Origin of the sequence: Streptococcus sp. AS14 (assembly GCF_000286495.1) — a bacterium.
GTDB classification, from domain to species: domain Bacteria; phylum Bacillota; class Bacilli; order Lactobacillales; family Streptococcaceae; genus Streptococcus; species Streptococcus sanguinis_P.
The window spans coordinates 120,206-132,249 of sequence record NZ_ALKI01000016.1 but is presented as its reverse complement, the minus strand read 5'-3'; the positions used below and the strand labels follow the sequence as shown (position 1 = coordinate 132,249).

The 12,044-nt window shown below is 42.3% G+C and carries 9 protein-coding genes; 1 reads left to right on the top strand and 8 read right to left on the bottom strand.

Going from position 1 to position 12,044, the window contains the following annotated elements:
* Positions 1-41: 41 nt before the first annotated feature.
* Positions 42-1,076, bottom strand: a complete 1,035-nt coding sequence (locus tag HMPREF1150_RS03325) for a dihydrodipicolinate reductase (protein WP_009660109.1) — start codon at positions 1,074-1,076, stop codon at positions 42-44.
* A gap of 86 nt (positions 1,077-1,162) precedes the next feature.
* Between HMPREF1150_RS03325 and HMPREF1150_RS03330 the strand changes: the two genes are divergently transcribed.
* On the top strand, positions 1,163-1,999 hold the full coding sequence (locus HMPREF1150_RS03330) for a helix-turn-helix domain-containing protein (protein WP_009660054.1): 837 nt from the start codon (positions 1,163-1,165) through the stop codon (positions 1,997-1,999).
* A gap of 150 nt (positions 2,000-2,149) precedes the next feature.
* Here HMPREF1150_RS03330 and HMPREF1150_RS03335 read toward each other — a convergent pair whose 3' ends face one another.
* The 7 genes from HMPREF1150_RS03335 to HMPREF1150_RS03365 form a co-directional block, all read right to left on the bottom strand.
* The gene (locus tag HMPREF1150_RS03335) at positions 2,150-6,367 is read right to left on the bottom strand and encodes a GH32 C-terminal domain-containing protein (protein WP_009660062.1); all 4,218 of its coding nucleotides are present in this window, start codon (positions 6,365-6,367) and stop codon (positions 2,150-2,152) included.
* Positions 6,368-6,645: 278 nt separating this feature from the next.
* On the bottom strand, positions 6,646-7,584 hold the full coding sequence (locus tag HMPREF1150_RS12170; RefSeq protein WP_009660041.1) for a RimK family alpha-L-glutamate ligase: 939 nt from the start codon (positions 7,582-7,584) through the stop codon (positions 6,646-6,648).
* Positions 7,585-7,598: 14 nt separating this feature from the next.
* Positions 7,599-8,849, bottom strand: coding sequence for a dicarboxylate/amino acid:cation symporter (locus HMPREF1150_RS03345; RefSeq protein WP_002908724.1), 1,251 nt, complete (start codon positions 8,847-8,849; stop codon positions 7,599-7,601).
* 184 nt (positions 8,850-9,033) lie between these two features.
* Complete coding sequence (locus HMPREF1150_RS03350; protein WP_002908723.1) at positions 9,034-9,363, bottom strand: hypothetical protein; 330 nt, start codon at positions 9,361-9,363, stop codon at positions 9,034-9,036.
* A 15-nt stretch (positions 9,364-9,378) separates the two neighbouring features.
* Positions 9,379-9,660 carry a hypothetical protein gene (locus HMPREF1150_RS03355; protein ID WP_002908722.1) on the bottom strand — a complete coding sequence of 94 codons (282 nt, stop codon included), beginning with the start codon at positions 9,658-9,660 and terminating at the stop codon, positions 9,379-9,381.
* 38 nt (positions 9,661-9,698) lie between these two features.
* Positions 9,699-11,432, bottom strand: a complete 1,734-nt coding sequence (locus HMPREF1150_RS03360) for a hypothetical protein (protein WP_152904139.1) — start codon at positions 11,430-11,432, stop codon at positions 9,699-9,701.
* Positions 11,416-11,868, bottom strand: a complete 453-nt coding sequence (locus HMPREF1150_RS03365; RefSeq protein ID WP_032905594.1) for a hypothetical protein — start codon at positions 11,866-11,868, stop codon at positions 11,416-11,418. Before HMPREF1150_RS03365 ends, HMPREF1150_RS03360 begins: the two co-directional genes overlap by 17 nt.
* Positions 11,869-12,044 lie beyond the last annotated feature (176 nt).

The window sequence follows — 12,044 nt, the reverse complement described above, 5'->3', positions numbered from 1 at the left end:
CCCAATTGATGCGGGAGGTGTATTTTTAGTTATAAGCTTTGTTATTTTTCCACATAGGTATGAAGCGGATAGGTCGGATAGGCCAAGTCACGCGCCAACTCTGAGGTTACATAACCTGCCGGTGCATCTAACACAGAAGGGATTCGATTGACGATAGTGGCACAGGTCAAGGCTACAGTATCAGGCTTGCTGACTGAGAAGACTAGATTTGGTTCGCCAGTAATTTCCCAATCACACATATCGCCGTCATTTTCACGATAGACCTTGCCAATACACTCTACTTCCAACTCAATTCCCTGATGGGTATGAATGGTTGTCACAGCTGACATACCTGTTACTTGCCCCGCCGGAACTGTACGTCCCAGCGTTTCAGAATAAACATCTTCATCCAAAATATAAGGAACGCTCTTTTGTGAAATATCCTGAATGGTCCAGTTCATCTTAGAGCAAATAGCTTCAGCAGCATTCCACATATAGGACGGCAGACTCTCAGCACTGGCAATTTCCTTTTCAAATCGCTCTGAATCGTAACCAGCACCATGCGCTTCTGCCAAAGCCAGACCATAATCTTCCACATTATAGCTGGCAATCCCTTTCACCTTTTGAATGCGATTAAGGCCAGACATAGCCAAGCAAGGCATATTAATCCAGTAAATATCCTGCATGCCTGAGCCCATTACTGTGACACCATATTCTTTGGCCAGCTTGTCCAAGCGGTTTGTTTCGGATGGCGACGTCGTCCAAGGGTAGATAGCTTCCTCACAGGTCGTGATGATATTCACCCCATGCTTGATGGCTGTTTCAAAAAAATTATACATTTCTGGCATATAGGAAGCAATGGTGACAATGGCAATGTCTGCGTCACACTCTCCAAAGACACGTTCAGCATTATCAGAAATCAGGACGCCAGTCTTATAGCCTAGCTCTGCAAAATCACCAACATCCTGTCCTACTACAGCAGGATTGTTATCAATAGCTCCGACAATTTCTACACCGTGATCCAGTAGGTACTTGAAAATCACTTTAGACATCTTGCCGCAGCCATACTGAACAGCACGAATTTTTGTATTTCTCATGGCAAACCCTCCACTAATTGTTATTATTTTCACAATTGTAGTATAATATCTCTAGTAACTAGAGAGTCAATAGAGGGTTTTAAAAAATGAAAAAAATTTTGCGTATCGGAGAGTTTTCCCAAATAAATCAGATTTCCATCCAAACTCTAAGATTCTATGACCAAATCGGTCTTTTAAAACCCTATAAAGTCGATCCAGAAACCAACTATCGCTACTACCACATCAATCAATCTTCTCTGGTTGACTCCATTCAGTACCTGCGTCAACTGAATTTTTCTCTAGAAGACATCAAAGAAATCCTATCTGACAAAGACCATTTTCAACTGCACCAGCTTATCGAGGAGCGCTATCAGCGTCTTCTAGAGGAAAAAGAGAATTTAGAAAAACAAATCCAAGAAATCGAAATCTTTCGGTCTGGTGCCCGTATCTATGGCGAAAAGCAGAGCGAGCAAGAACTGGAAATTCTAACTTTTCCTGAACGGCAGCTGCTTACTTTTGAAATTGATCAAAACATTTATCAAATGAAAAGTGAGGAATACGAACTTGCTCTCCGCTACTTCAAACAAGAAATCCTGCGTTACAGTCCTTTTTTCACCCATTTCAGTCGTGTTGGTTCCATTATGAAACAAGAAGATTTCCAAAAAGAAAGATGGATTTCCAAACAACTCTGTCTCTTCCATCATACTCCCAATGAACTCCCTCACTTAAATCGAATGTTGCTTCCGGCAGGAAATTATGCTGTTGCTTACTGCTCTTCCTTTGCAGATGAACTTGAAGCTCTGCCGCATTTTTACCAGGCTCTGACTCAAGCTGGGTATACTCCTGTGGGTGATTATATCTGCGAGGTCATCCATGAACAGCCACAACTCCAGGAGCAGCACCGCGATATGTTCATCCGGATGCAAGTTCGGATAGAGGATTAAAAAAGGAGGAAAGAGGATGTAGCGGAATTTCTTGCCAGATACTGGAGCAAGCTCAGCCAAAAACGAATCACTTCACAAGCCGTAATTATATAAAAAAAGGACGGGAAAACACCCATCCTTTTTATGTGCAAATAACCATTGCTTAGCATCTTAGTCTTCTTGCTTCTTTCTTCCAGCTAGAAGACCCATTCCCAGAAAAGCTAAACCAGCCAGAGGCAGAAACTTATCTTCTTGAGTGCCAGTCTTAGGCAGAGCTGAGTCGGGAGCTGGCTGCAATCTTGGCGACGAAATAACTTTTCCTTCCTCACCTTGCTTCAGAGCTTGAGGTTGGGTCCTTGTCAAAGGCTGTTTAGCACTTTCAGCCACCACCTTGCTGCCAACTTCTACTAGTTCGTCAACTGCTAGAGAGAACACTTCCTGACCGAGGACGGTTCGCTGACCGTTCAAGACTTCTACAAAGACTCGCTTTTGACCTTTTTGGCCAGCTACAAGTATCCTCCGCTGCCCTTGTTCCAGTTCTGGATTTTCCTGTTCTCGGGTCTGATATGCAATCTCTTCCATTATGACTTCTAAGAAAGGTTTTTCTTCCACTAGGTCCTTTATCCCCTCTTCCGGAGTGACCTGATGACTTGGTTTCACAGCCAGAGCAGCAAGAGCTGTCTTCAGATCTTGCTCTGCTCTATCTAAATCTGCCTGCTCCGCTTTTTCATCTGCCAAGAGAGACTGGGCTCGAGCCAAGGCTGACTGGTAAGCCTGAACTGTCTCATCTGTGTAGAGGCTTGGATCTAGACTAACCGTACTGTCTACCACTTTCTGCAGAGAAGCCTTATTAACTGCTGGGGCATGAAGATTGGTCACAAAGAAATTGCGCGCTTCCAAGTCTCCATCCCAGAGTCCTAGACCGACGTAGGCATCATTATAATAAGGCTCAACCGTATCAAATTGGTGGTTCAGGTATTCTACACCGTCCACAGATACACTGACACCATTTTTAGTTTTCACTAGCTTAACATGGTGGAACTGGCCGTCATTAAGATGCTTGCCATTCATGCTACTTTCTGCAATCGTCTCTCCCATAAAGCGGTAAAGTCGAATCTTATCATTATCGCCAAATTGAATAGAATAAGCATTGCGAGGATCAACATTTTCAGACGCATAGAAGATGTTAATCAAGCCTTTTTGATACTTGAGATCCACATCCAAGTTATACTCAGGGAAAGGAATCTTCTGACCTCCCATATAATAATCATTGGCACTGGTATTCTGATTATAGAGACTTTCACCGTCGACATACCACTTACCGGAAACAGCTTTTAGATCTGGAACATTGGTCTTAAAGTCATTACGGCTGATATTGATGGTGAAGACCTTGGAAAGGCTTGGATTTTCCTTAGAGGTTGCCGTTACCTTGACCACACCCCTTTGCAGAGCAGTCACTCGCAGCTTATTGCCATCTTCCGTGACAGAGACCAAGTCTGGCTGATCCACACTCCAGCTGACCGCTTGAGAGACACTTGCTGGCATGACATATGCTTTCAAATCCAAACTATCACCGACATAAATATTATTTGTTACAGGAGAAGCCTGCACTAGTTCCAGTGGTTTGGTCGCTGCCTGCTTGTCTTTCCAGATGCCCTTCAGCGGATAAAGAGCAATGTCAGCCTTAGCAGCACCACCTTCTACAAAAACACTAGCCGCAAGGCTATTTGGCGCAGGGAATATCTGATTGGCACCCGCCACAGTATATCCTTTGGCAAAGACTTCTAGGCTGGAGCGATCTATGTAGAGATGCAGATCTATGCTGCCATCCGCATTGCGCTTGACGGACTGACTATCCACCTGAGCAAATTTATTACTGAGAAGAATGCCGGACTGGCTGCGGTCAATAGAGAGAATTTCCTTTTCTAAATCATAGGTAACTCTAGTCACTTCTCCATCTCCAACCCGTAGGTTAAAACCGACTTTCTTGGTCGTTTCACTCGGCCGGAAAGTAGAGACAATTTCATACTGATCACCGGAAAAATCTTTCAACAGCCCATTCTTCTCACTAACTTCCACGTCTTTATACAACACAGCCTTGTCTTCCTGACGCAAAGACTGATAGGCTGCTATTGGCGTCTGAGTCAGCCGATAGCTACCGTCTTGCTTGATAAGGCCTAGTTTGAGGTTAAGATTGAAGGTGCCGTTGAACTTCTGACCGACGGTATCGGCTACCAGATTACAGTAGTCCTCCCAGGTATTCATCCAGTTAGACGCGATAATGTCAGGTAGGGTTGGATTAGCCTTGCTACCAAAGTCCTGAACGTAGTAAGTCATGGCCGCATAAGAGTCTTTACCAAAGTTCATGACCTGATCAGCCTGAGCAAACTCAGCATCTGGGACGAAGGTCCACTTGCCCGCCACCTTTCTAAAATCACCGACCTTATAGGAGCGCCCGCCACGAGACAGGACCCATTTTAGGCTACCATCGTCTGCCAGCAGAGGATAGAGATCTGGGCACTCCGTATGGAGATCTGCATAAGTTGACTCCACCTTCCAATTACGCAGATTATCAGACGAATAAATTCTCAGCGGTCCGCCTGCAACGACCATAAACCATTTGCCCTCCCAACGGAAGACCTTGGGGTCACGAAAATCTTGAGACTGCAGTGGATCATCCGTCCAGTCAGCTGCAATTTGATCAAGCTTCGTCCAAGTCCGGCCCTCATCTTTACTGTAGGCTAACTTAATGCGCTGACCGTTTCCGTCAGCAGTAATCAGAGCGACTAAACCGCCCTGGTCATTGTCAAATAAACCAGAGGAATTGGTAGCATCTGCTACGATAGAGCCTGAGAACATAGCCCCATTAGCATCCGGATAAAAAGCAATCGGCTGTTCTTCCCAATGAATCAAATCCTTGCTGGTCGCATGACCCCAGTGCATAGGCCCCCACTTGGTATCGTCATAAAACTGATAGAAGAAATGATAGACTCCCTTGTAATAAACCAGCCCGTTGGGATCATTGGCCCAACCGTCCTTGACCGAATAATGATACTGACCGCGATAGAGCTCATTGTAGTATACCTCATCTGCCTGCCGACGATGGACATTGAGCCAATAAGTCAGGCTGACCTCCTGCCCATCCGCATCCGTCACAGTGCTGGTCACAGTCAAATAGTTTGCCCCCACTGCCAGCGGAATATTCTTCAAATCACTATAAACCCTACCTGCAGCATCGGTCACGCTTACCTTGGTAGCAGGATTTTTCGTTACGACAGTCAAGTCTACAGTCTCAGCATCATGCTTGACATACTGGATAGTGATAGGAGCAGTAAACTGACCTTTCTGCTCCACTTTCCCAACCGAAGAAGTCACCCTTATATCCTCCAACTCGGGATTAGACTGAGGAGTGATTTCTTTATAAAAGGTATTTTGAAAAAGCAGCTCACTGTTCCAGTTAAGTAAGCCAAAATAACCTTCTGACAGATAAGTATTCTGCCCCTTATCATCTCTCTGAAGCGTGTAATCTCCTGAGCTGGCCACTAGAATATCATTGACATAGTAGGATACCCAAGAGCCAATAGAAACGACCTTGAGCCGATATTTATTATCATCCGTAGGTTCAATATGCTTTTCATTGATAAACTGATAGTCACGCCCGCCTTGCCAACGCCAAAACTTCACATTGTTGCTGCCACCATCAATATTAACTGCATAGCTGCTCTTGTCATCCGGATTATTATTACTGCGGAAAATGAGGGCTGCCGCCCCTTCCTTACTGAGGAAGGTTACATCCGTTGAGTAAACAAAATCCTTGCCCTGACTTTGAGAGTAAAGGAAACTATCACCTTTGCCTCTGGCATCACTATAAAGACCTTGTTCCCGGACTTCCCAAACTCCATTTTTGTCTCCCTTGGCTTCTGCTAAATTGCTATTGAAGCCTGACTGCTTATCTACAGTCTCTGCGGCAGGGAGTTTTTCCGAAGCAACTTCCTTCGCCGCTGGCTGTTCGTCTTCTTCCTGTTTGGTCTCTTTGGCATTTGCTGTGACTTGATCTTCCTTATCAGTCTTTTGATTGGCTGACTCTACTGCTGCATCCTGACTACCTGCTTCCGTCGCTGCAGTCTCCCCAGCTACAAGGTTCTCTGTCTTATCGGCATTCCTTGTAGGAGCAGCTGTTTGCCCGCTCTCAGGCTCCGAGACAGCTGAAGAATCAGTCTGCAAGACCTGAGCAGGAGCTGGATTAGCCTTACCCTCATCCGCATAAACCACTCCGCCGCCATCTAACAAGAAAGCTCCAAAAGCTAGCAAGGCACACCCAAAAACCCAACGCTTGCCGCTTTTTCTCATAAACCAATTTTTACACACTTTTTCCCGATTATTTTTCATGACACACCTCAATAATCTAAAAATTAAACCAGACTCCTCACAACCAAATTACTTCTACATACCGCACTCCTTTCAATTTTCTTTGTTCAAAATGAACACCTCATTTAGCACCTAACTCCCTTATAAAAAAGAAGCAATCTCAATAATCTAAATATAACAAATTTTTGTAAGCGCTTCACCTAACGTTTGTCACAAAAACAAAATGACAGATGTCATATTTTAGAAACGAAGAAAAAACAAAAAACCTCCAAAACGGAAAGCTTTTGTTTGTTTTAAATTTATTCTGGATAGGATGCTGCCAGCTCGTTCTTTAGATATTCTGCCAAGTGCTGATGGGCAAAAATTCCTGCTTTTTCTTCCGCTGTCGGATTATAGTTGGTATTGGTGTTCACATCATAGACATAGATCTGACCCGTCTCCGACTCTACCCACTCAATAGCCGCCACATCAATACCAGCCTGAGCTAGAAATGTCTCATAAGCCTGTCTTTGACTAGCAGGCAGCGGCTCCGTGATTTGAAACTTATCCGATGTTTCCAACTGAGCAGGCTTTTGCCCAATCTGACACCCATCTGCCGGACAAAGCTGAAAGCCATCTGATGAATCAATGGACACAGTATAAAGAAACTTCTGGTTGATAAACTCCGAACGACGAATCCGACCATCCGCAGGCTTGATATAGGCCTGAAGCAGGGTAATCCCATCCACAGAAGGCTCAAAAGCAGGACTCTCTACATAGGATTCCAACTCTTCCTCACTATTGAAGAGCTGCACTCCCAAACCTTTCCCCGCCCGATTATGCTTGGTAATCAGGGGATAAATATTAAGCTTTCTAGCTGCCTCAAGAATATTCTCCTGTCCCAAAATGGCTACTGTCTCTGGATAAGCAATTCCAGCCTCAGAAAGCTTCAAATATTGTTTAATTTTGCTGATTTCCAGATTAATAGCCCCGCTGCCGTTGATGACCTTGCGACCGTGAGCTTCCAGCCAAGTTAGAACTTGCTCTGTAAATTCCGGTGCATAGCGGTGTCCACGCGTATGAGAAGAGGCTGACATCCGATTGTAGAAAATTCCTGTTGGGGGCGGACTCTGCAAATCTAGGATCCCACTTGACAAATCCCATAGTTCATAGGGCACATCTTTTTCCTCCAGCCACTTGACCAAGTGCTGCGTCCACTCCAAATTTTCATGAATAACGTATACTTTTGCTTGGCTCATAAGTCTCCTCTCCATTATGAATACCGAACAGCCAGCTTACTGCTTTTCGATTCTTCTACTACATTGCCTTCCGTCTTTTCAATAACACTGACGGCCAAGACCTGGCCTAGAACATTGAGGGCAGTTCGACCAGCATTGACAAAGAAATCAACCGCAAAAATCAAGGCAACGCCTTCCACCGGTAGGCCTAGCTGAGGCGCAGCTGCCAGCAAGACAACAATCGCTCCAGAAGGCACCGTCGCAGCTGTTTTACCAATCAAAGTCAAAAGCAAAACAGTAAAGAAAAGTCCTGATACAGAAAAAGCAATCCCATAAGCATGGGCAATAAAAATAGTTGCTACAGAGAAATACACAGCGGCCCCCTCAAGATTAAAAGTGTAACCCAAAGGCACAACCAAATCTATGACATGCTCATCATACCCCTGCTTCTTTAAATCTTTCAACAGAGGCGGCAGGACAACACTGGAACTGCCAGAGACAAAAGCCAAAGTCAGAAGACTCCAAATCCGTTGTAAGCTTGACAAATAAGGAATTCTGAAAGCGAGAGCAAGCAATGGAAAAATCACTAAAGCTAGCACCGCATAAGCCAGATAAGTTCCTGCTACAAATTGCCCCAAACCGACCAACTTGTCAACTCCTGTCGTAGCCACATCCTTAGCAATAAAACCAAAAATACCAATCGGAGACAGCTTCACAATCACACCGACAATTTTATAAATAGCCTCAATCCAAATCTGCAGCAGCTCAACAGCTTTCTGAGTCTTTTCTTCCTTGAGACTTCCAAGCCCAAAACCTAAAAATATAGCAAAAACAATAATAGGAAGCAAAGCCCCTTCTGAAAGCGACTTGATGATATTGGAGGGAATGAAGCTAAGAAAAAACTCATCCAATTGAATACTTTTGGCAATCCCATCAATGCTGGCTCCCGCCTGACCGATATTGACTCCCTGACCAAAGCCTAGATAATAAGCTGCAAAGACAAAAATAAAGGTAATCGCCGTCGTGACCGCAAAGAAATAGAGCAGACTCTTTGACAAAAGCTTCCCGAAAGATTTCTTGCCGATCACACCAGCCACAGCTACGACTACAACCGGAAAGACTAGCGGAATAATCACCATATTAATCAAACTGATAAAAGCTTGACCCAAAAACTGGTAAAAAGCCGAAAACTGCGGCCAGATAAGAGCAACAAGAACACCCAAAATCAAAGCAATCAACAACTGCAAGCCCAGAGAAATCTTTGACCATAAAGAAACGATTTTCATCCCAAACTCCTTTAGTCTATTTTGATAGCTATTTTACTATGATTGCCCCTATCTGGCTAATATATATTTTCTATGAAAGTAATAGAAGAATTTTATGGTGGAGTTGAATAGTGAAAAAAAGACATCCAAGAGTAAATTCTTGAATGTCTGTAAACATTTAATCTCCTAAAACTCCAATACTTGCTTAGTTATTTTGCTTTTTAGCTTTTTTCTTATAGAGAGCATCTAATTGCTCCTCATAATCCCAACGAAGTTTTGAGCGTTCCTCACCGATATCATCGATTTGCTCAAGAACATCTTTTCGAAACAACTCTGCATTAGTATCCATTTGAAAAATATCGGGATACGCCTCCACAGGCAGTTCTCCGTTTGCTATTTGATAAACTTCATCTTTTAATTGCTCTGTCGTATGAAGGACATAAGACAAATTGTCTTCTAAATATTCCTCTTTTTTCTTTAATTCCCTCATCTTTTTATCAAACTGTTCATCCAGTCTATAAATTTCTGCATTCATCTTTATCACCTAAAACTAACTTTTGATTGGACTTGTTAATTCTGGTTTTGGCATTTGCGATAGATAGTCTTTAGCTGCATTTGCTGCTTGACCTTCTAGCCCATCCGTGATATTCGTATTATATGTATTTTTAGCATAATCTTGCAGTTCTTGTGCTTTGGTATTTAATGTTTGTTGAAGCGCCTCTCTCTTGGCCTTGGCAGCTGCTACAGAGGCTATAACAGCCGCTTTTATAGCTACTCTTTGTTGATTCTTCAATATTTCTATTACAATATTTTCACTTGTTTTCTCTGCCATAATTATCCTTTGCTTTTATCATTTAAACTTCAGTACAATCAAGAGAAGGCTGCAAAAATATCTGCAGCACCTTGAGCATCTACTTGCTCAAGATTTTGTGCACACTGAATCATACTTTGAGAGAAATTAGTTATCTTAGTTTCAAATTCTTTTAAATGAGTGATATTTAATTCGTTAATCCCTGAATCCCACAAGTTTTCAAAGGACAGTTCTGACATTAGCCCCTCTATCTCCGAAGCAGACAACAAACTTCCTAGAGCCTCAATAGCACTTCTCTTAGAGTCGATAAATTCCTTAAGATTTGATTCGGCATCAGCTAAGGCAGTTTTCACTTCAGATATCTTTTGTTCAATATCTGAACCAGCCAATTCTACAGCAGTATACAATAGCTGACTCCTCAGCAAAATACGATCTTCGTAACTACCTGCACGCTTGATTCTCTCGTGTAAATTATTCGGATTCTTAAGATCGAGATTCTCTCGATCCCATTCCAAAGACTCCTTCTTTGCATCCTTGATGATTTTTGCATATTCCTTTTCATAATTTTCATATGTGTCTATGAGCTTATCTCTGTTATTAAAAATATTCCGTACTTCTTCCCAGCTCAACCCCAATTTATCTTTTATCTCAATTATACTTTTTTTAATCCCTAATAGACTTCCCTCTTTCATACTATCTAGTAGTTGTCCCGCTAATCTATTAAACTCCTCTGGACTCATGGTTACTAATTTTTCAATCACTTTTTCTGGAACATATCTTTTTATATTTTCAATGCTCTTTTTGTTTAAGTCCGCAAGTTTATGACCTGCTTTCCACAACTCAGGGTGATAGTCTTCAGAAACCTCTAAGAGATTTCCCTTACTATCTATCTGATAAGCGCCCAAGTCATGGGAGGAGTGTTTATCCATCATACTTGTATATTCGATCGGAACTACCACTCTGACATCACCAAATTGCTGATCCCAAGGTTTATCACGATTGAGCATACTAACAGGATCAAAAGGGTTAACATAATAAGTTGTTTTAGCATCTAATTGTGGGATTTTATCGCCATAACCTGCTTTTTCTAGACTCTTAGTAGGATCCGGACCATCAAAAAGAACAATATGGCCAACCTTACTCAACTCTTCCTCATTAAGTCCTGCAACCCCTTGTATCGAAGTCATCGTCCCCAATGAATGAGCTGTTATATCCATCTTGGCATCTGGTGCTGCATATTGATTTAGTTCAGCTATTTTTGCCTTCATGCCTTCGGTTGCATACTTAGCTTGAGGAATAATCGCGTCTGTCAGAGCAAAAGCTGCATCATTGTAAATCCAGTCTTGGAAGTTGAAATCGCTAGGGTTGTATGTCTGCAAGTATCCACCCCAGTCCTTTTGTGCCTCACCTAAATCAATTCCGAAACCATCGCTCCCACGAACAGCAAAATAGGTTTGTTTGGTATTTTGGTTAATCGTATCAGTATCTGTGACATAGTAGGCATTGTAGCCTGAATTTTTGTCTTCGAGCAGTCCTTCATTGTCAGGTTGAAGATAAACCTTCCCTTGGTTGGGGAGATCAGTGCCACCACCTTGGGTAACTTGACCTTTTTTATCTTTTGCATCTATAGAGAAGTCAAATACTAAAGACTTACCAGAATTAAGTATCTTTTGTTCTTTAGGAAGCAATTGTTCAAAACTAAATCCATTCGGTCTATCCCTATAGGCTGATTCCGCTAATGAAGCATATATATTATTAAAATTCTTCAAATTCCAGTTAGGCAAAAAGATCACCTCCTATTCTTAGTGGATTACTAAGAAACATTTCATCCATATTTAATGTCCCATCATCGTTTATTGGAATTAATGTTCCCCAACTTGAGCTCTCAATATTATTGAAACCTCCATAAATTTGTAACATTTTTCCTCCACCTTGAGGAGTACCATTACTCGCTTCACTCCATCTAACATCATCCCAATCAATCTGAACCGATTCGACTTTTGGACTTTGAGTTTTCACATAATCTATAATTTCTTGTTCATGCTCTTTGAGATAAGCAAGCTGTTTTTGCTTGATGGTTTCTTTATCATCTTTGATAGCCTTTTTTGAAGAAGCAACTTTCTTATCTTGTTTATTGTTTTCTTTTTGAGTCATGGTACATCCTCCTATACTTACTAGCGCCACTATTGATGTAACTGTTGCAAGTATGATTTTCGTTCTTTTTTTCATAGCGCCTCCTTGTATTATTTTATTAATATTATACCGCTAATTTTTTTGTCTAGCAACACCAAGAAAGTTTAAACTTTTCTTTTTAATCTTTTGGCTGTCGCCTTATTGAATGGCCAACAGTTCTGTATTCATGACATTAATTTACCTGAATCAAGTACTATCCGGCTTTCCAAATC

Bases quoted from the DNA above. Each gene is read 5' to 3' on its own strand.
- HMPREF1150_RS03325 (WP_009660109.1), bottom strand. From the start codon at position 1,076: ATGAGAAATACAAAAATTCGTGCTGTTCAGTATGGCTGCGGCAAGATG.
- HMPREF1150_RS03345 (WP_002908724.1), bottom strand. From the start codon at position 8,849: ATGAAAATCGTTTCTTTATGGTCAAAGATTTCTCTGGGCTTGCAGTTG.
- HMPREF1150_RS03365 (WP_032905594.1), bottom strand. From the start codon at position 11,868: ATGAAAAAAAGAACGAAAATCATACTTGCAACAGTTACATCAATAGTG.
- HMPREF1150_RS12170 (WP_009660041.1), bottom strand. From the start codon at position 7,584: ATGAGCCAAGCAAAAGTATACGTTATTCATGAAAATTTGGAGTGGACG.
- HMPREF1150_RS03350 (WP_002908723.1), bottom strand. From the start codon at position 9,363: ATGAATGCAGAAATTTATAGACTGGATGAACAGTTTGATAAAAAGATG.
- HMPREF1150_RS03355 (WP_002908722.1), bottom strand. From the start codon at position 9,660: ATGGCAGAGAAAACAAGTGAAAATATTGTAATAGAAATATTGAAGAAT.
- HMPREF1150_RS03330 (WP_009660054.1), top strand. From the start codon at position 1,163: ATGAAAAAAATTTTGCGTATCGGAGAGTTTTCCCAAATAAATCAGATT.
- HMPREF1150_RS03335 (WP_009660062.1), bottom strand. From the start codon at position 6,367: ATGAAAAATAATCGGGAAAAAGTGTGTAAAAATTGGTTTATGAGAAAA.